Raw genomic sequence first — 19,525 nt, 5'->3', positions numbered from 1 at the left:
AGAATTAATTCAGGTGCTCCCGACCATATTTGTAATAGGCCGCACACGCCCCCTCGCTACTCACCATACAGCTTCCTAGAGGATTTTCTGGGGTGCACGCCTTGGCAAAAACCTTGCAATCAAAGGGCTTGGCCACCCCTCTTAAGATGTCGCCGCATTTGCAAGATTTATGATCAGGAATCTCTTCATGATGAAGAATCGAGGCAAAATAGCGCTCCGCGTCCCACTCCTTAAACTCCTCTCTAAGGCGCAAAGCCGAGCAGGGAATAGGACCGATTCCTCGCCATGTGAAGCTCTCGCGCTTTTCAAAGTAGCGCTCTATCATCGCCTGAGCCTTAAGATTCCCCTCCATCGTGACGCTTCGCGCGTATTGAATCTCTAGCCTAGCCTCTTGGTGAGCCAGCTGGTGGACGATTCTATCCACGCTCTCCATCACATCCACAGGTTCAAAACCCGACACCACAATAGGAAGTCGATAGTCTTGCACCAAGGGCTCATAGATTTTCGCTCCTGCAATCACGCTCACATGGGAGGGGCCAATGAGGGCGTCAAGGGTTGAGGAGGGATCATCTAGAATCGCTCTCACGGGCTCTGGAACCGTGATATGATTGATATGAAAAAGGAGGTTTTTGACCCCTTCTCCCATGGCTCGCTCCAAAAGCGCTGCACTCATAGGCGTGGTGGTCTCAAATCCAATGGCGAAAAAGACCACTTTTTGGTGGGGATTCTCTTTGGCAATTTTGAGCACCTCTAGGGGTGAATAGACGAATCGAACATCACGCCCTAGAGCTCTAGCGCTCTGGAGCGACCCTTGAGAGCCCGGGACTTTGATCATATCTCCCAAGGTGACAAGAATCACCCCCTCTTGCAGAGCAATCTCATAGGCTTGATTGATTCTCTCTTTGGGCATCACGCAAACAGGGCACCCAGGCCCATGGACAAACTCCACCTCTTTGGGCATAAGCTGAAGCAGTCCATATTTCATGATGGTGTGGGTGTGCCCCCCGCAAACCTCCATAATTTTCACTTTTCTAGGCAATAAAGAGGCATTTTGGGCGATTTTCTTAGCAAATTTTTGGATGATCTCTTTGTCTCGAAAAGAATCGATGAGATAGTGATCACTCATGAATTGGCCCTATGGAGCTCTTCCTCTTCCTCCTCCATCGCCTTGATGATTTCGCGATAGGTCTCGAGCGAGAGTTTGGCGCTCTCCTCATCAATCTTGCTCATCACATAACCAATATGGAGCAGAACATACTCCCCCACGGCCACCTCTTCTTGCATTAAATCCAGACTCGCTTCACGCTCCACGCCTAGCGTATCAAGCTTGGCCATGTTTCTCTCTTTGTCAATAGAGACCACTTTAGAAGGTATGGCTAGACACATATCCTTGCTCCTTTTTTTCTTGGATGAATTGAATAAATTTTTGGATGGTTGAAGGCTCTTTGGAGGAGGTTTCAAAGATGGGAATCGCCTTGCCTAGGCGATTGAGATCCTCTCGCACTTGGGAGAGTCTAAAGCCAAAATAGTCGATCATATCGCTTTTGGTGATGAGCACGGCATCGGCGCAGAGGAACATCGTAGGGTATTTAAGAATCTTATCATCCCCTTCGGGTACAGAGAGCAGCACAATATTCATCGCACACCCCAAGTCATAACTCGCGGGGCAGACGAGATTCCCCACATTCTCAATAATGAGGAAATCCTTCTTTTGCCAAGGAATCTGATCCAAAGCCTTAGCGACCATGAGGGCTTCAAGATGACAGGCCTCTCCCGTGGTGATCTGATAGGCCTCCACCCCTTTGGCTCTCAATCGATCGGCGTCACGATTGGTCTCCAAATCTCCCTCAATGACGCTAAAAGTAACTCCCCCAAGAAGCGCCATCTGCTCCAATAGGGTAGTTTTTCCACTTCCCGGAGAGCTCATGAGATTGAGGGCATAGACCCCCGCCTCAGCGAATCGCTCTCGAAGCTTTTGCGCCTCTAGGTCGTTTTTAGAAAGGATTCGCTCTACGACTTCTAGGCTTTTGGTCTGAAGATTAGGGTTGTTGAGGTTTCGACGATTTTGCAAGGTTTCATCTCCTTAAATAGCCAAAGGACACCTAGGAGGCTCTAGCCTCTCTCGCCAATTTTAGAGAGGCCTCCCGAAGGCTTTGAGGAGAATGGTATCACCGCAGGGTAAAAAAACTCTTTAAAAAGGTTATCTTAGACTTTACCGTGGAACTTGGCAAAGGCCACCTGCCCCAAAGCGATTCCTCCATCATTGCAAGGAATCTTCTCATGCATATAATAGGGAAGCCCCTCGTTTTGAAAGAGCCGCTCGATTTTGGTGCATAGCTCACGATTCTGAAAGACTCCTCCGCTGAAACCTACGGGTAAGCGATGAATTCTAGCCACTTCTAGAGCAATATGGGCCAGCGTGTTGATGAACTTAGTCGCCACCAAACTTGCCTCTTCGCCCCCCTCAAGAATCGCCAAAAGCATAGGGTGAATATCCACCACCCCCTCTTGAACAAGATAAGGATAACGCTCCGCCTCAAAATCAGGATTATAAAGCCCCTCTAGCACCATCCCGCACTCTCCCTCAAAAGTGACGCGATCCACCACTCCAATCATCGCCGCCATCGCATCAAAAAGCCTTCCTACGGAACTGGAGAGTGGAGAGTTGATTCCTTTTTGATGCATTTTATAGAGCGTCTCTAGCTCATCATGCGAAAAGGAGTTCACTACGGGGTGTTTGAGATTGAGCGCCTCTTTGCCATAGAGATCAAACATCAAAGAGAGCGCTAACTTCTTGGGCTCTTTGATCGCACTCTCACCCCCTAGAAGCCTAAATTCCTTAAAGTGACCCGCGCGCTCATAGCCATGAAAATCCCCCACGAAAAACTCCCCTCCCCAAATCCGGCCATCATCCCCATAGCCTGTTCCATCCCAAATCACCCCAAGAATTTTCTCTTTAACTTTATGCTCAGAGAGGAGTGAGAGCATATGGGCATAGTGGTGCTGCACCTGCAACACTTGCGAGTCTTTCTGTTTGAGTGCCCAACGAGTCGATTCGTAATCGGGATGTTTATCCGATACGATGATTTTAGGAGTGAATTCATAAATCCCCTGAAGCACTTCACGCGTCTGGTGAAAATAGCTCTCTGAGGAGGGGTTATCCAGATCGCCAATGTGCGGACTCAAGATTGCATTGCTCCCAAAAGCCAACGCAAGCGTGCTCTTTTGCTGAGCCCCTAGCGCCAGCACCCCCTCTTCAAGCTCAAAGGGCAAAAGGACATTAGAGGGAGCATAGCCTCTAGCACGCCGAATCACTTGGAATTTATTGTTTTGGATGGTCACCACGCTATCATCACAAGGATTGAGAATCTCTCGATCATGGTCAAGGTAATAGTCAAAAACACCCGAAAGCTTCTCGCATAACTCTTTGAAATCTCGAATGAGTGGCTCTCCACTGAGATTAGCACTCGTAAAGACCAGAGGAATCTTTGCCTGCTCCATAAGAAGAGAATGGAGGGGCGAATAGGGGAGAAAAACCCCCATAGTCCCCACTCTAGGTGCGACTCCATCACAAGAGATAAGGAACTTTTCTAAGCGATGCGGACGCCTTTTAGAAATGAGCACAATGGGGCGTTCAGGCGAAAGAATAGTCGCCTCTTCAATAGGGGAGAGCTCGGTGCACTTCCCTATCTCAAAGACACTTCTAAACATAACAGCAAAAGGCTTAGTCGGACGCTTTTTACGCTCCCTGAGCTCCATCACCACGCGATTTTTGGTCGCATCACACACAAGATGAAAGCCACCAATTCCTTTGACAGCCACAATATGACCTTTTTTGATCAGCTTGCAAAGTGTCTCAATTGCCTTAGCCCCCTCCGCCAAAGGAGTCCCATTAGAGCGATAGAGCGTTAGCTTGGGACCGCAATGAGGGCAGCTATTAGGCTCGGCATGAAAGCGGCGACTGGTAGGGTCGTTGTACTCTTTCTGACACTCAGGGCACATCTCAAAGGCTGCCATAGAGGTCTTGGGTCGGTCGTAAGGGAGCTCTTTGATGATAGTATAGCGAGGACCACAATTGGTACAATTGATAAAAGGGTAGAGGTATCGTCTATCCTTAGGATCATGCATCTCTCTAAGGCAGTCGGGGCAGATGGAGGTATCCGCAGGCAAAATCGCGCACTTTCCTCCCATATTCACACTATCTCGAATCTCAAAAGAGGTGTAGCCTACCAGCTTCTCATCTGATTCCACTTTAAAGGAATCGATCTTGGCGTTGCGTGGCTTGTTTTGGCGAATGGCCTGGATAAACTCCTCCAGTGTGTTTTGATCCGTCTCCGCCACGATCAAAACCCCTTGGGGATTATTGAGGACATACCCCCCTACTCCAAGCTCCGTGGCTAAATTATAAACAAAGGGTCGAAACCCCACTCCCTGCACGATCCCACTAATGGTAATTTTTGCCTGCTTTTTGATGCTTGAAACCATCTTGACACAATGTCCTTGCCCAAAGCCTCAGCTTTAAAGGTTTAGTGATTTTAATTTGGTGTGATGCATGAGCACCAAAAAAAGGGGTTGAACCCAAGTTATCTTTTCAATTGATCTATTCTATTTCAAAATAGTTGAATTTAGAGATAAGTTTTTTCCTTACTTTTCTAAAAAAATGAAAAAACTAATAGAAATCTTAAAAATATTAAATAAATTCAATTTGGTTTAAGCTACTCTAATCTATGATCTTTTATCTGCTTCTAAAAGAAGCTTTCTGGTAATTGGGAATTGGGGTTTTTTCCGCTTTTGACTTTTCCGGAGCGCATAGCATCTTTAAAAAGAGGCAGTCTAGGCTCTAAGCTTGAGTTTTGGTTTTAAGGTTTGGCGATCGCATTGGGCTTTACATGGCTTGATTCCGTCCACGAGCTCTTAGCCTTCACATTTTGTATGCTCTCTTTAGCTTAAAGAGACATATTTTCACATGGAGAATTTACATTGAAAAGCATTTACGTAGGTAACATGGCTTATAACGCTTCTGAGCAAGACGTTAGAGACCTTTTCTCAAAGTACGGAAACGTTCTGTCGGTCAAATTGGTTACTGATAGAGAAACAGGCAAGGCAAAAGGTTTTGGATTCGTAGAGATGGAAGCTGATGGCGCTGATAAAGCGATTGATGCCCTCAACAACAGCGAATTCCTAGGCAGAAACCTAAGAGTTAACGAAGCTAAACCTAGAGAACCCAGAGACTCTAGACCTCCTAAGCGCTCCTGGTAATTTTAGGGTCGGTTCGACCCTAAAATCCTCTTTTAAACCCTCTCTCTATTTTCTCTCCAACTTTGTATCAACCCTTTCGCATTTTTCCTCACCTGTGCCACTCCTCCACTCCAAAGCGAAGAGATCACCGCAATCATATCACAGTGAATCAGCTCACCCACATTTTGCGCCTCGATTCCCCCAATGGCACAAAGAGGAATCGCGAGCTCCTCTTGGGCCTTTTTAAACAGGGTGAGATCGATTACACTTGAGGCTGGCTTGGTGGGAGAGGGGAAACAGGAGCCAAAAGCCACATAGCTCGCCCCCTCCTCCTTGGCTTTATGTGCACGATCAAGGTCTCCATAACAGGAGATTCCTATGATTCCATGGGGCAAAAGTATTCTCGCCCTAGAGGCCTCCGCATCATCGATTCCAAGATGCACCCCATCCACCCCCAAGCTCAACGCTAAATCAAGGCGGTCATTAAGGATAAAAAGCACCCCTTTTTGGCGACAATGGTTCCAAAGGGCACGCGCTAAAGGAAGAATCTCCTCATCACTCCCCTCTTTCTCTCGAAGCTGAAAGATTTTCATCCCCCCCTCAATTGCCTCCAAAAGGAGTTCGATCGCTTCATGGGGACGCTTATACCATCCAGACTCACTGATTCCATAAAGTCCTTGAAGTCTCATATCTTGCATGTTAGCTCCTCTTGACTCGATGTAAAATTGGCCCTGCCCCCCTGCCTAAAAAAGGGGCTTCCAACATCGCTTTATAGATATAGTCTTTGGCCTCTTTCACCGCCTCTGGCAAGCTCAATCCAAGCGCTAGCAGACAGGCGATCGCCATCGAAAAAGAGCACCCTGTGCCATGGCTTTGGCCATTCTTTACATAGGGAGTGCAAAAAGAGGCGATTCCCTCCTCTTGAATGAGGTAATCCACGCTTCTATCCTCTTTGCGAAGATTCTTCACCACAAAGGCCACTCCTCGCTCCCTTGCAAACTCTACTCCCCTTTCTCGCAGAATTTCCAAAGTAGGCTCTTGATCTAAATTCCAAAAAAGCTCGGTCTCTTTGAGGTTGGGAGTGACCACCGTAGCCAAAGGAAAAAGATCAGCCAAGGAGCGTATCGCCTCATCCAGCAGGAGCTTGGAGCCCGCCTGAGAGATTGCCACGGGATCTAACACAACAGGAATCTTGAGTGCATTTTGAATCAGAAACTCTCCTACACCAAGAATCGTCTCTGTGTCATAAAGCATCCCGATTTTGATCGCCTCAACGGAAAAATCCTCCATCACTGCCTCAATCTGCGATCGAACCAATGAAGCCCCTAGCGGCATTGCTTCTCGCACACCCAGCGTGTTTTGAGCGGTGATCACTGTGAGGGCTGTCGCACTAAAGCAGCCAAAAGCCTCCGCCGTCTTGATGTCGGCTTGGATTCCCGCTCCCCCTGAGCTATCGCTCCCCGCGATGGTAAGCACGACTTTCACACGCCCCCCCTTTTTTTATAAAAATTTTTAGTGCAGAGCGGCGTTGAGCTCGATTTTTCGATTGCTTCTAAAAGCGATCATGGCGCCTGTTTTGGAATCTTGGCGGAAATGGACTCCATGTTTCTTGGAGAGATCTTTACCCTTATAGAATCCATCGGCTTTGAGCTCAAAGTCAGGGTTGATCTCAGCGATTTTAGCAGCCTCAGCCTCGCTGATTTTAAAGACGGTTCCTGCCAACACCGCAACTCCTCCATCCACAATACATCCATCACCCAGGCTGATTCCTGTGGAGCTGTTGACCCCAAGAAGGCAGTTTTTGCCAATCGTGATTGGATCATTGTTGCCCCCGCTTAGCACGCCAAGGATGCTTGCGCCTCCACCCACATCGGTTCCTTCGCCAATAACCACCGAGGAGGAGATTCTCCCCTCATTCATGCAAGCCCCTTCAACGCCCGCGTTGAAGTTGATATAGCTGGCTCCGGGCATCTGAGTGTAACCCCCCTTGCCCAAGTAAGCGCCAAAACGCGTCTTGGCTGTGTCAAGCAGACGAATGTTGTCATATTGTGGGATCACCTGCATGAGATAGCGGGGAAATTTGTCCACATAATCAATCGCTGGATACTCGCCTCGCATCTTTAGACGAATCTCATTCTCCCTAAGCCATGCGAGCTCATAAGGCTTATTGCCACTCCACGCGACATTTTGAAGCAACCCAAAGATTCCATCCAAAAGGAGGGATCGCAAGGGGGCTTTGCCCAAAGAGAGCGCAAGAAGCTTCATATAGCCCGTCTCCACGCTTTCGCATTTCGCGTCCTCATAGAGCGCCACGAATCGATAGAGAGGCTCGCCTTGAGCATCCATCAGCCGTCCTTCGTGGAGGGCTTTTTGAAGCTCTAAAATCACCTGTATATTTTTATGTTTTGAGGCATCAGCAATCGTCTCTGCAATGAAGGGCTCAAAGAGCGCGAGGGCATTTTGGATAAACTCTGGAGTGATTCCAACCACCTGCTCAAAATCCCCCTCGGAGATTCGTTTGCCCTCTTTGGCCACTTCGCTCAAAACCGCAAACGAGCCAAGATTTTCCCCTTCCCAATTGAGCAGAGGATAGGTCGCTTGAAGCACCTTGCCACTTGACTTTCCTAGATCCACGCGGCAGATTCCAAATCCTAGAGGTGCTCGATAATCTTTTCTCGCTTGAAACTCACTCACGAATGCCTTAAACGCCTCAACGCTCATGCATGCTCTCCTTTGTGTTGATTAGAATTTAAACTTATAGTTGAGTTACTCTAGCCAATTCTCTCTAAATAACGCCTCAAACCACCCCCACGGGCAGGCAAAAATCGAGCTGAAAGTTTCCCAAGGGATCCAAAAAATGATTTTTTTGATAGAGAGCAAACGCAGGGATTGTCTTGGCCTCATAGCCACTTTGAGGAAGCCATTCATGATAGACATAATCAATAAGACCGAGCACATCCCCATAGCGCCCCTGCACTTCAAAGACCGCGCAAAGGGTAGGCGGAAACTCCATCACCCCAAGCAGTCCCTGCGCTCTAAACCCCTCCTCCACCTCCAAAGCAGCGATATAGCGGCACTCCGCCAATGGCGTGATAGAGGGATTGTCGTGATGGATTCCTATTTGACGCGCCTGTGAAGAAATCTGATGCTCAAATCCCCAAGCCATAAGCTTTTGCCACGAGAGAGCGATGCTTTTGTTGTAGCCCTTGTGACGCAAATAGACCGCCCTAAAGGCAGGGATTTTTTTAATCGTTGGCTCTAGCCCCAAAAAGCTCCTCTGAGAGGCCATCGCAGCACTAGAAGTGCTCAAAATCTCCTTGGCGTATTGGCGGTGTCCTCCATGGCGCCACTCTCTGGGAGTGAGGTGAAAGCGCCCTTTGAAAGCCTTGATAAAAGAGGCACTAGAGGAATATCCGCAGAGTTGTGCCACCTCTGAGATGGTGGAGTAGTGATTGGAGAGGAGCAGATTCGCGGCTTTTTGAAGACGAATCGATTTGATGGTTTCATAAAGATTTTGCCCCTGCTCCTCCTTAAAGATTCGATGAAAGTGGTGAGCACTCACCCCCGCCTCTTTGGCAAGCTCTTGGAGTGAGAGCGGAGCGGAGATGTTGGAGTAGATGTAATAGAGGGCGTTATCAGCCAAAAGGGCGCGGAAATGCTTGGTCTCTTTTTTCATAAAATCAATATTAGCATAAAAAGATCACAAGATTGGACAATTTTTTTCTCCATTTAGAAGAAGATTTTCCTTCACGAAAAGCTTAAGATTCTTTCCGATTTTCCTAATTCACCCAAGGAGCCTTCATGCAACGATCTTTTATTCGTGAGATTCTTGAAGCCATCTCACCTCAGACCCTCTCTCTTGCAGGCGGATTGCCCGATGAGAGCCTCTTTCCTCTCCAAGCACTGAGTCATTGCGCTCAAAAAGTTCTCTCCCAACCCCACTCCCTCCAATACTCCATCTCCCAGGGGCTCCCCGTGCTCAGAGAGAAGATTGCTCAGCACTACAGCGAGCTTGGATTTCCCACAAATGTCGATGAGATTTTGATCACCACAGGTGCCCAACAGGCTCTTGATCTCCTCTCCAAGGCGCTGGCAAGCTCTGGACTTATCGTAGAATCGCCCGCCTACCTAGGGGCAATTGGCGCTTTTAAGAGCAATCAAATCCCTCTAGTGGAAATCGAAATGGAAGAGGATGGAATCGAGCTAGAATCGCTTCGCGCCAAGCTCCCCAAGCATCGTCTCGCCTATCTCATGAGCGATTTTCAAAATCCGACCAGCAGGCGCTACTCGCTATCCAAGCGCCAAGAGATCGCTCGCCTCATCGAGTCATCAGAAGCGATTCTCATCGAAGATGGCGCCTATAACGAGCTCTACTTTAAGGAACGATTCCCCAGTATCTCCTCGCTCATCCCCCATCGCTCTTTTCATGTAGGGACCTTCTCTAAGATTCTCTCCCCCTCCCTAAGGGTTGGCTTCATCCGCGCCTCCAAGGAGAATCTCGCCAAGATTCTTCCCTATAAGGAGAGCATGGATCTCCACACCTCAGGAATCACTCAAGGAATCGTTAATGCTTTCTGGGAGGAATACGATTTCAAGGCGCACAAAGAGAAGATTCGTCACGCCTACGCACTCAAAGCCAAAGCGCTGGCTCAGGCACTACAAACGCACTGTCCGAGCTTTAGCTTCAAAGAGCCTGAGGGAGGGATGTTCATCTATGGAAGTTTTGCCAAAGGAGTGGATGCGCGCGCCTTGGCTTTTGACTCTCTCAAACAAGGGGCGGTTTTTGTCCCTGGGGGTGAATTCTATTTGCAAAGGCGCCAAAGCCCTGAGGCGAGGCTCAACTTCACTCATCTTGATCCCCGCTCCCTCGACCTAGGCGTTCAGATCATCGCCCAAACGCTTAGGGCTCAAACCAAGCAGTGATCATCCCGCAGAATCCCTCTTCAGAGTAGAACTCCACGCGATAACGCCTCTCTTTCTCATCCAAGGAGAATCGAGAGGCGATCATTCCCTTTTTCACCTCCACCTCATCTTGGGAATCACGCCCCGATGTCACAAGACCAATCACATTGACCCTCACCCCCGCTTGTTCCTTCACCAAGAATCGCTCCTTGACTAGAAGTCGCTCTCCCCATGCTACTCTTTGGCTCACCCCATCCACAATCACCTCCGCCCCTTTTGCAGCGCAAGAACCAGAGAAGCGCTGGGGGTAGAGCTTGGCAATGGAGCGATTCCCTATCATCACCTCATAGTGATCCGCGCGCTCTTTGATCGCGCCCAGGGGGTGAGAGAAAGAGAAAGAGTTCCCCTTGGGGAGCATCGGGACAAAGCGAAGCGTGCTACGAATTCCCTCTAGCGGGAGCGTGATGTGGCCATTGAGGCTCATCTCACCATGCTCTTCCAAGAGACGGTCAATCTCTTGGAGGGTGAGTTCAAAATCGCGCTCATATTCGATTCCCATGATTTTCATAAGCTCTTCGATGGATTGGAGCTGATAAAAAACCTTCTGATCCAACTCGCTGATATTTTTACTGGTCTCAATGGCCAATGCTGGCTTGAGATTGGTGATCGCAAAATAGGTGAGAGAGGTTTGCATCTCCTCATCTTTGAATTGCGTATTGGTGTTTTTGATGTTAAAGGAGTGGTGATCCTTGGAGAGGTTTTGGTTGAGATTGCGGCTGATTTTGGAGGCGATCTCATCCAAATTTCCAAACTTCACATCACTTATATTCTTTTGATCGATGATATAGGCTTGCCCCCACGCTTTAGGGTTGAAGATGGAGTTCTCCCAGCTACTACGATAAAAGCCATGCCCATCGTGCAAATTGATCACAAAATCAACTTTTGAATCAAGAATGAGCTTCTTGATGTCCTTCACGATCTCATAATCCTTATCATCCCTCTTGATGGAGGCAAACTTACGATTCATATCACCATAAATCCCGCGTCGATTCTCCACAATACTATCAAAGTTCAGGTTGGGCACCACCCAAAGAGAGCCTTTTTGGAGACGATAATGCTGGGTGATGAGCGCAGGGGCAAAATACCCTCCAGGCTCATCCCCATGAACTCCGCCAATGATAAAAAGAAGGCTCCCCGCCTCCTTGCCTTTGAGCTCATAAAAACCGAAGTGGCGCTCTGCACTCCAAAGCGTCCCAAGTAAAACCATAATCAAAAAAAGAGCTCTCATCTATTTTCATGTTCCATTGCGATTAGAGTATTCGACCCTCTCCCAAAGCCACTCTTGCAGAGCTAAGCTCAGGGTGTAGGCTTAGCGAATCATACAAACAAAGCGCTTTATCTGGACAAAAAGAGTGGATATAGGCGCAAAATTGCGCTACCCTTTCCTCTAGTCTATAGTTTTTCAAAAATAGATGAGATGCTTGAAGCAAGGAGGAATTGAGTGAAGCGATGCGGATGGGTAAAACTAAGCGATCCTCTCTATGTGGAATACCACGACAAAGAGTGGGGCAAGCCCCTCCATGGGGAGAGAGAGCTCTTTGAACTTTTGTCCTTGGAGTGCCAGCAGGCAGGACTTAGCTGGCTCACCGTGCTCCACAAAAGGGAGGCTTATAGGGGGGCTTTTGGAAATTTTGACATCTCCTTTTGTGCCGCTTTGCGCGATGAAGAGATCGAAAAAATCCTTCAGGAAAAAAATGTCATCAAAAATAGAGCCAAGCTCCTGGCTATTCGCGATAACGCAAGAGCGGCTCTTGAGGTGATTAAAGAGTTCGGCTCTTTGGACTTCTACTTTTGGAATCGAGTCGATCACCACCCCCTGCTCCACTCCATTCCCCACTATAAAGAAGCCCCCTGCCACAATGAGCTCTCCGATAATCTAGCCAAAGAGATGAAAAAGCGGGGCTTTAAATTTATCGGCTCAGTGACACTCTACTCTTTTTTGCAAGCCGCGGGAATCATCAATGATCATGAAGATGACTGCGATTTCAAATCGTAAGATTTGGTTTAGATGTGATATTAAATAAAAATTAAATATTTTTTTAGTTTAAAATATTATAATGTTTTTAAAATTGAGATAAAGGACGACCCATGAAGTGCAATGTCGGAAAAGTGGATAAGATGCTAAGAATCGGCGTTGGAGTGGTGATCTTGTTGGCGGGCGTTTTGGCTCAAAGCTGGTGGGGATTAGTGGGAATTGTGCCCCTATTGACGGGACTTGTGGGCTATTGCCCCCTCTATTCCCTCATCAACCTTAACACAGGTTGCAAGGGCGAGTGCGATAGCTAAGGCTTGCGCCTTAGCAGGCGCAGCAGCCTTTTTGGAGACTCTTAAGAATCCCCGCCTTTCCTTTAGACTCTTTCTTAACTTCCTTCTTCATATTCTCCTCCTTCGCTTAAATAGAGAGCGCTTTTTTTAGCTCAGCGCACCAATTCTTCACGCGCTCAGGGGTGAGTTCATCTTGGTTGTCCGCATCCAAAGCCAATCCAACAAACTTCCCATTCACAACCGCCTCACTGCTATCGTAGCTATAACCTTCATCTTCCCATGCCCCAACGATAGTCGCTCCAAGTTTTTTAGCGCTGTCATGAAGCGTCTTCATTCCATTGAGATAGGCATGTCCAAATCCCTCTTGATCCCCAAGACCAAAAAGAGCTACCTTTTTAGAGCCAAGGTCGGCCTTCTCAAACTCTTTGAGAAAATCATACCAATCATCCTGCAAGTCCCCATCGCCCCATGTGGAGGTTCCAAGAATTAGATTCTCATAGGGAGCAAACGCTGAAGCATCTTTGAGCTTAGAGACATCGAAAATGTCTGCGACTGCTTCCCCTCCAAGTTCACGATGAATGAGGGTCGCCGCCTCTTTAGTGTTGCCGCCTGTGCTACCATAAAAAATCGCTGTCTTATTCATTGTCTCGCTTCTCCTTTGTTCATATTAAGTAGTCTCCCCAAGTCGCATGCATAGGGAACAAGCTTTAGGCAATAGCTTTTCTTCATCTTCTCTAAAGCGGTGCTTTTGATAGTGATGTGCTTGGCTAGATGCCTCGTCTTGGGGTAAGTGATGTAGATGTTGCTCTTTTCGCCCTTGGCAATATCGCCCACTGCCGCGCGAATCTCTGAGGAGAGCTGTTCAAGGGGCTCATTCACCGACTTCCATAGGGGATAGACAAACAGAGAATCTTCAAGATTCGCCCCGTGGATTAGAATGTAGCGTCCATGAAAAGTGATGAGTCTAGAGGAATTTCGAGTTTTGATGCGCTCAAAGACATACTTAGAAAAGGCTTCCTGCATAGAGAGCTCTTGAAAAGCCCTCATTTGGACCATCGCTCTCGCCCTCTCTGGATTTTTCATCCCCTCAATGATAGCTCGATAACGAATCGTTTCTAGAACTCCTCTTGTCTCTCCCATAGATTCCTCCTTGCGACAGTGGGCAATATAACGTCTTGGCTCAAAAGATTTATAATAGTAATCATTACTAGTTTAAATGTCAAGAGTGCAAAGCTCATTTCACCCCAGAAGGGCGAAAATCACTGCACGGGAGTGAAGGGGAGATGCAACAGTCCTGAGGTGTAGCGGCGATTCTCATTGAGTCGCCCCAAATCATCCGATAAAGGGTGTCCATAGGAGGGAATCATCTCTTGAAGCTTCTCTTTCCACAAGGGGGTCTCTAGCTCTTTTTTAAAACACTTCTCAAGCACTCCAAGCATTGCTTCAACCGCCGTTGAAGCACCCGGAGAAGCGCCTAAAAGGGCGGCCAGACTCCCATCATTTGAGGCTACCACTTCGGTACCAAACTGCAATGAGCCTCGATTCTTGGCATCAGGCTTGATGATTTGGACTCGTTGTCCAGCGATCTTGAGCTCCCAATCTCCAAACTCTGCCTTTGGCATATACTCCTTGAGCACCTCTATGCGCCCCTTGAGACTCAACATCACCTGATTGATGAGGTATTGAGTGAGAGGAATATTATCTAGCCCCGCCTCAATCATGGTTTTGAAGTTCCCAGAATTGAACGAGAGAAAAAAGTCAAGATAGCTCCCCTGCTTTAAAAAATTGGTTGAAAAACCCGCAAAGGGTCCAAAGAGGAGCTTCTTCTCTCCATCAATCACTCTTGTATCCAGATGAGGCACAGACATCGGAGGAGCTCCAACAGCGGCCTTGCCATAGACTTTGGCTCGATGAATCTCAATAGGCTCAGGATTGGAGCAGACCAGCCACTGTCCGCTCACAGGAAATCCACCATACCCTCTAGCCTCAGGAATCCCACTCTTATAGAGCAGGGGAAGAGCTGCTCCGCCCGCCCCAATAAAGACAAATCGCGCCTCCACTTCGGTAAATTCGCCTGATTTTTTATCCAGCGACTTGACTCTCCAGTGCCCCTCTTGGCTTCGCTTGATATCCACCACTTCATGATGAGTTTTAAGCACAAATCCCTCTTGTTTAGCCAAGTAGTCGCTAAATTGCTCCGTGAGCGAGCCAAAATTGACATCCGTTCCCCAATCAATACAGGTGGCCGCCACCCTCTCTTCTCTCTTCCTGCCCTCTGCGATAAGAGGCACCCACCGCTCTATCTCGTCCATGCTCTCTGAATATTTCATCCCACAAAAGAGGGGGTGGAGAGAGAGCGCCTTATGGCGTGCTTGAAGATAGGCCACATCCTTCCCCCTCACAAAACTCATATGAGGAACAGGATGGATGAAGCTCTCTGGCTCCTTGAGATGCTTTTTTTGGACATGATAAGCCCAAAACTGTTTGGAGATTTCAAAAGATTCGTTGATTTTGATCGCCTTTTGAATGTCAATCTCGCCATTGGAACGCATAGGTGTGTAGTTGAGCTCGCAAAGCGCCTGATGACCTGTGCCCGCATTATTCCAAGCCCCTGTGCTCTCCAAGGCAACCCCCTCAAGGCGCTCTAGAAGCATCATTGACCACGAAGGCTCTAACTCTTTAAGCAACACCCCCAGAGTTGCACTCATGATACCTCCGCCAACCAAAACCACATCCACTCTTCTTTCTTGCACCTGCTTTCCCCTTGGATCCCTAAAAATTCCTCTTTTTTAAGAAAATATTCTTAGTTAATAATATTAATCTTTTTAATAAACTTTAAGGAAAGCATAACGGTTTTTGAGCCCTCCTGTCAAGCCAAAAGCGCGTCAAGCTTTTGAGGTTCGTGCAAATGATACCCTTGCAGATAATCCACCCCAAGCTCCACCACCACCTCCATCACCTCTTTGGAGTGAATATACTCTGCCACCACGCCAATCCCAAGCTCTTTAGCCAAAGCGATGATCGTCTTGACCGTGATATAGGAGTTTTTGTCGGTGTCAATGTTTTTGATGAGCGAACCATCAATCTTGATGAAATCGGCGCCGATTTTCAGGATGTAATCAAAATTGGAGTAACCACTTCCAAAGTCATCAATAGAGATTTTGCATCCCAATGCTTTGGCCTCTTTGATGAACAGCTCCATCTCTGGACTCGCTCCAATCTCTTCACTCTCCACTAGCTCAATGGTGACGCGATTTTGGAGCCCCATCGACTGAATAGAATCAAGAATAAATCGAGTTGTCTCATGATCTAAAATATCTTCAAAGGTGAGATTGATCGAGAACTCCAGCGCATTCCCTTTAAAGCTCTCAAAAACCTTTTTGATCATGATGCGCGTGAGGCGCGAATAGAGTCTAGAGTTTTTCGCCTGCTCCAAAAAGATAAAAGGCGAAGTGATTTTGCCCGACCCATCAACAATCCTCATGAGGGTTTCGATTTTGTAGAGATTTGGCTCTTTAACGCTCACAATCTTCTGCCCATAAGCCTGAATAAAATCCGATCGAATCGCCTCTTGAATCATTCGAGTGATCATTTTGGAACGCTCCAGCTCCTCCCTGATCTGTCCATTGCGATCAAAATCAACGAAAGAGAGGTTGTTGATTTTGGCGTAGTTCATTGCCATGTCACACTTTTGGTAGAGCAGCTCAACACCACAAGCCGAAGAGATTCGAGCCGAGAGGATGATTTCTGTTCCCACCACTATAAAAGGGGTCTCTTCAAGAGTGGCAAAAATATCCCTAGAGAGTCTCTCAACCTCTCCTTCGCCCTCCTCCAGCAAAATGGCAAACTCATCTCCCCCCAAACGATAGAGCGTCGCCCCCATAGGCAAAAGCGCCCCCAATCGATTGGCAAACTCCACCAAAAGCGAATCCCCCGCCTCATGCCCAAAAGAATCGTTCACGCCACGGAATCGATTGATATTGACAAAGAGCAGGCAATGAGAGAGAGGGTTCTCCAGATCGTGCAAAAGCTGCTGCTTATTAGGCAGACCCGTGAGCAGATCGGTCGTCTGTTTGATGATCATCTGCATCTGCTCGTAGAGCTCTGTGATATCGGTGCGGATAGAGAGATACTCTTCAATCTCCCCCTCGTCATTCATAAGGGGCACAATCACTGCCCTCACATAATAGTCTCCACCGCGCTTGTTGCGATTCTTGATCACCCCACTCCATATTCTGCCGCTACTGATGCGTTTCCAAAGGGCAGCAAAAAACTCTCGTGTATTATCGGGGTGGCGGACAATGTTATGATTCCTCCCCAAAAGCTCCTCTCTCTTGTATCCGCTCACTTGACAAAATTGATCATTAGCATAAGTGATGTTCCCTAGCAGATCACCCTTAGAGACAATAAAGCTTGCATCAATCGCCCCTTTGTACTGCTCCAAAATAGCGTTCTGCTTGAAAAATCGCTGCACCACCCGAGAGATCTCTCCAAACTCATCCTCTTTATAGAGTAGCTCTTTGAGCGTGGCTTTATCCTTTTCTTGCAAAACCTTGGAAAGTTGGCGCAAAGGGCGCAAAACCAAAACAAAGAGGAGTGCCAAGATTCCCAAAGAGGCCAACAGCCCCGCCGAGCTCACAAAGGCAATCTGAAATGAAAAGATTCGATCAATCGTTAGCGCTAGACTCTTGTCTAGCACCACGCCCACACGAGCGACCTCCCTGCCATAAAAATCTTGCAAGGGATAAAAAAGATCATATCCCCTAGAATCATCTCCCTCTAAGAGCAAGTGGATTTGGTGGCTGCTTAACCGATCGAGGCTCGAAATCTCCGTACCATTCCAAAGTTTAAATGCGACCAAATAGCCCTGAATCTCGCCCACCAAAGAAGAACGAATTGGCGAGGAGAAGAGCTCAATCAGCCTCTCTTTTGATTCTTTACCCTGAAGCTTGACAAAGGAGCGCACGAAGATAGGATACTCTAAAGAGAGCGATTCCACAGGGATAATGGCCAAGAGCTCTTTCTCCCCTGCTCCCTCTATAAGAGAAAGGGAAGCAATCGGTAAGCGCGTCCTATCAAGCAGCAGCACCGCATCATATCCGACCCCCTTCATCCCCATGCTCGCACGCATCCACACATCCCACATTGCCTCAACCCGCCCCTTAGTATCCTCAAAAAAGGCTGCAGATTGGAGGTAGCCCTCTAGGGGCAGCGCCCTAAAATAGAGAAACTCTTTGAAGCTCTTGGTGAACTCCAAAGTCTGATTTTGGGCGATCTTCTCTAGATTCTTCTGCTGATGTTGGTAGAGAAAAAAGTAGCCCGCAGCCAGAAGAAGCAGACTCACAAAGAGTGCTCCCATGAGTTTGGCATAGACGCTTTTGAGATGATTGACGGATAGAGCTTGCATCCTCATTCCTTGCGACACTCAATATAGCACCCATTCTACACTAAAAAATTTTTATCTCCCCTGTAGATTTTCTTTAAAGTGGGGTAGAATAGGAATCAAACTATTGAGAGGATTCCATGAAAACTTTTGGTCTATTAGGGGGTCTTGCCTACCCCTCCACCGCTGAATACTATCTCAAAATCAACCGCCAAGTCCACGCCACTTTGGGCAAACATCACAGCGCACCTTTATGGATTCACAGCTTTGACTTTGAACCCATCGCTCAAGCTCAAGCAAGCGGCTCTTGGACTATACTGGAGGAGAAGCTACTCCAAGCTGCGCTAGAACTAGAGAGACTTGGCTGCCAAGGATTGGCCATTGCCTCTAACACCATGCACCTACTCGCTCCAGCGCTTGAGGGTGCTCTTTCGATTCCATTGGTACACATCGCCGATAGCGTAGGAGAAGAATCGAGTCTCAAGGGTTACAAAAAATTAGCACTTTTAGGGACACTCTTCACCATGGAAAAAGATTTTTACGCCTCAAGGCTCCAAGAGCGTTTCGACCTTGAGGTGATCACACCTGCCAAAGAGGAGAGAAATCTTGTGCATGAGTGCATCTATAGGGAGCTGGTGAATAATATTTTCACAGAGGATTCAAGAAGGGATTTCATTCAAATCATTCATGGGCTCAAAGAGCGTGGGGCTGAGGCAGTGATTCTTGGGTGCACCGAGATCCCACTCCTTCTAGAAGGAGCTTCCTCTCCCCTGCCCCTGCTTGATACGATGGAGCTTCATGTGGGCTCCATCGTTCAATCGATTCTAGAGATTTAAAAGATTCCAGAGATCTGGTTGGCCATCTGGTGCTCAAGCGTGGGAATCGCCTCTTCAAGCGTCAAGCCCATCTTAGTCGCCTCAGCAAAGAGCATGGTCTGCTTCTCGATATATTCGCTCTCATACTGCTGAGAGGAGTAGTTGGTGCGATTGTCGGCAACCTTTGCGCCTCCCTCAGTATCGCGGATCGCTCCACCAAAGCTATTCGTAAAGCCTGCACTCTGCCCATCCCTCACGCTTGCCTGCCCTGCTTTGCTAGCATTGGTCGCAAGAACCGCGCCTTTAGCCTTTTGCTTGATCATCACATCCACTTGCATCTGATAGATCGTATCCTCTGTTAGCTTTCCAAGGATTCCGCCAACAAGGGCTCCAGCGACTGCGCCTCCAAGCGTGGAGCCAACCGAACCACTTCGACTGTTGTATCCTGCGATCGCTCCGCCCGTAACAGCTCCAGCGGCTGCGCCTCCTGTGGTGTTGTCCTCTCGTTTTCTATCACAATAAAGGACATTGGCCATCAAGATGTAGGTTGCCGCCTCAGGATCGTCCACGATGGTGTAGCCTCTAGCTTGAAGATTGGAGATAATCTTGGATTCAAGATTGATATTTTGTCCACTAGTATTTCTCATTGAAACAAAAATCAGTCGTTTATCTTTCGCTACAGGGTCCACAAATACACTCTGAGTCATCTTCACCTTGGTTTGAAGTTCTGTTGTCGCACAACCCGCTAGAAAAAGTAGAGAAAAGGCCGCCGCCATACTCCCTCGCATCACCTTAAAAAACATAAGACTCCTTCTTAAAAGTATTGAATGAATTCGTATAATTTCATAATTTCATTTTAAAA

Annotated in this window: 19 protein-coding genes; 5 read left to right on the top strand and 14 right to left on the bottom strand. The window is 47.8% G+C overall.

What is annotated here, in order from left to right:
- Positions 1–4: 4 nt before the first annotated feature.
- From hypD to hypF, 4 genes are all read right to left on the bottom strand, one after another.
- Entirely contained in the window at positions 5–1,126 is a 1,122-nt protein-coding gene (gene hypD, locus WS_RS03805) for a hydrogenase formation protein HypD (protein ID WP_011138703.1), read from the bottom strand.
- Positions 1,123–1,386: a HypC/HybG/HupF family hydrogenase formation chaperone gene (locus WS_RS03800; RefSeq protein ID WP_011138702.1), complete on the bottom strand. Its 264-nt coding sequence runs from the start codon at positions 1,384–1,386 to the stop codon at positions 1,123–1,125. Before WS_RS03800 ends, hypD begins: the two co-directional genes overlap by 4 nt.
- Positions 1,364–2,071 carry a hydrogenase nickel incorporation protein HypB gene (gene hypB / locus WS_RS03795; protein WP_011138701.1) on the bottom strand — a complete coding sequence of 236 codons (708 nt, stop codon included), beginning with the start codon at positions 2,069–2,071 and terminating at the stop codon, positions 1,364–1,366. Before hypB ends, WS_RS03800 begins: the two co-directional genes overlap by 23 nt.
- Positions 2,072–2,205: 134 nt before the next feature.
- On the bottom strand, positions 2,206–4,485 hold the full coding sequence (gene hypF, locus WS_RS03790; RefSeq protein WP_041571734.1) for a carbamoyltransferase HypF: 2,280 nt from the start codon (positions 4,483–4,485) through the stop codon (positions 2,206–2,208).
- 495 nt (positions 4,486–4,980) lie between these two features.
- Between hypF and WS_RS03785 the strand changes: the two genes are divergently transcribed.
- Positions 4,981–5,259, top strand: a complete 279-nt coding sequence (locus WS_RS03785; RefSeq protein WP_197718505.1) for an RNA recognition motif domain-containing protein — start codon at positions 4,981–4,983, stop codon at positions 5,257–5,259.
- 32 nt (positions 5,260–5,291) lie between these two features.
- Here the strand turns inward: WS_RS03785 and thiE are convergent, their stop codons facing one another.
- From thiE to WS_RS03765, 4 genes are all read right to left on the bottom strand, one after another.
- Entirely contained in the window at positions 5,292–5,936 is a 645-nt protein-coding gene (thiE, locus tag WS_RS03780; RefSeq protein WP_011138699.1) for a thiamine phosphate synthase, read from the bottom strand.
- A 1-nt stretch (position 5,937) separates the two neighbouring features.
- A complete protein-coding gene (thiD, locus tag WS_RS03775) occupies positions 5,938–6,723 on the bottom strand; it encodes a bifunctional hydroxymethylpyrimidine kinase/phosphomethylpyrimidine kinase (RefSeq protein ID WP_011138698.1) in 786 nt (261 codons plus the stop codon).
- 27 nt (positions 6,724–6,750) lie between these two features.
- Positions 6,751–7,959 carry a 2,3,4,5-tetrahydropyridine-2,6-carboxylate N-succinyltransferase gene (locus WS_RS03770; protein ID WP_011138697.1) on the bottom strand — a complete coding sequence of 403 codons (1,209 nt, stop codon included), beginning with the start codon at positions 7,957–7,959 and terminating at the stop codon, positions 6,751–6,753.
- A gap of 76 nt (positions 7,960–8,035) precedes the next feature.
- Positions 8,036–8,914, bottom strand: a complete 879-nt coding sequence (locus WS_RS03765; RefSeq protein ID WP_011138696.1) for an AraC family transcriptional regulator — start codon at positions 8,912–8,914, stop codon at positions 8,036–8,038.
- A 125-nt stretch (positions 8,915–9,039) separates the two neighbouring features.
- Here WS_RS03765 and WS_RS03760 point away from each other — a divergent pair, with 125 nt between their 5' ends.
- Positions 9,040–10,161: an aminotransferase-like domain-containing protein gene (locus WS_RS03760; RefSeq protein WP_011138695.1), complete on the top strand. Its 1,122-nt coding sequence runs from the start codon at positions 9,040–9,042 to the stop codon at positions 10,159–10,161.
- On the opposite strand, the gene WS_RS03755 is transcribed toward WS_RS03760, so the two are convergent.
- Positions 10,139–11,428, bottom strand: a complete 1,290-nt coding sequence (locus WS_RS03755; protein ID WP_011138694.1) for a M14 family metallopeptidase — start codon at positions 11,426–11,428, stop codon at positions 10,139–10,141. The two genes, WS_RS03760 and WS_RS03755, sit on opposite strands and share 23 nt — an antisense overlap.
- Before the next feature lie 213 nt (positions 11,429–11,641).
- Between WS_RS03755 and WS_RS03750 the strand changes: the two genes are divergently transcribed.
- Positions 11,642–12,196, top strand: a complete 555-nt coding sequence (locus WS_RS03750) for a DNA-3-methyladenine glycosylase I (RefSeq protein ID WP_011138692.1) — start codon at positions 11,642–11,644, stop codon at positions 12,194–12,196.
- A gap of 92 nt (positions 12,197–12,288) precedes the next feature.
- Positions 12,289–12,486, top strand: coding sequence for a YgaP family membrane protein (locus WS_RS03745; protein WP_011138691.1), 198 nt, complete (start codon positions 12,289–12,291; stop codon positions 12,484–12,486).
- Positions 12,487–12,592: 106 nt separating this feature from the next.
- Here WS_RS03745 and WS_RS03740 read toward each other — a convergent pair whose 3' ends face one another.
- The 4 genes from WS_RS03740 to WS_RS10570 form a co-directional block, all read right to left on the bottom strand.
- Complete coding sequence (locus WS_RS03740; RefSeq protein WP_011138690.1) at positions 12,593–13,108, bottom strand: flavodoxin; 516 nt, start codon at positions 13,106–13,108, stop codon at positions 12,593–12,595.
- On the bottom strand, positions 13,105–13,605 hold the full coding sequence (locus WS_RS03735) for a hypothetical protein (protein ID WP_011138689.1): 501 nt from the start codon (positions 13,603–13,605) through the stop codon (positions 13,105–13,107). Before WS_RS03735 ends, WS_RS03740 begins: the two co-directional genes overlap by 4 nt.
- A 119-nt stretch (positions 13,606–13,724) precedes the next feature.
- Positions 13,725–15,218, bottom strand: a complete 1,494-nt coding sequence (gene mqo / locus WS_RS03730; RefSeq protein WP_011138688.1) for a malate dehydrogenase (quinone) — start codon at positions 15,216–15,218, stop codon at positions 13,725–13,727.
- Positions 15,219–15,334: 116 nt separating this feature from the next.
- Positions 15,335–17,872, bottom strand: coding sequence for a GGDEF domain-containing phosphodiesterase (locus WS_RS10570; protein ID WP_011138687.1), 2,538 nt, complete (start codon positions 17,870–17,872; stop codon positions 15,335–15,337).
- A 116-nt stretch (positions 17,873–17,988) separates the two neighbouring features.
- Between WS_RS10570 and WS_RS03720 the strand changes: the two genes are divergently transcribed.
- Positions 17,989–18,684: an aspartate/glutamate racemase family protein gene (locus WS_RS03720; protein WP_011138686.1), complete on the top strand. Its 696-nt coding sequence runs from the start codon at positions 17,989–17,991 to the stop codon at positions 18,682–18,684.
- Here WS_RS03720 and WS_RS03715 read toward each other — a convergent pair.
- The gene (locus WS_RS03715) at positions 18,681–19,466 is read right to left on the bottom strand and encodes a complement resistance protein TraT (RefSeq protein WP_011138685.1); all 786 of its coding nucleotides are present in this window, start codon (positions 19,464–19,466) and stop codon (positions 18,681–18,683) included. The genes WS_RS03720 and WS_RS03715 overlap by 4 nt on opposite strands.
- Positions 19,467–19,525 lie beyond the last annotated feature (59 nt).

The organism is Wolinella succinogenes DSM 1740, assembly GCF_000196135.1.
In the GTDB taxonomy this organism is placed as follows: domain Bacteria; phylum Campylobacterota; class Campylobacteria; order Campylobacterales; family Helicobacteraceae; genus Wolinella; species Wolinella succinogenes.
Note: the sequence above shows the minus strand (reverse complement) of the source record. Positions and strands in the feature narration are given on the sequence as shown.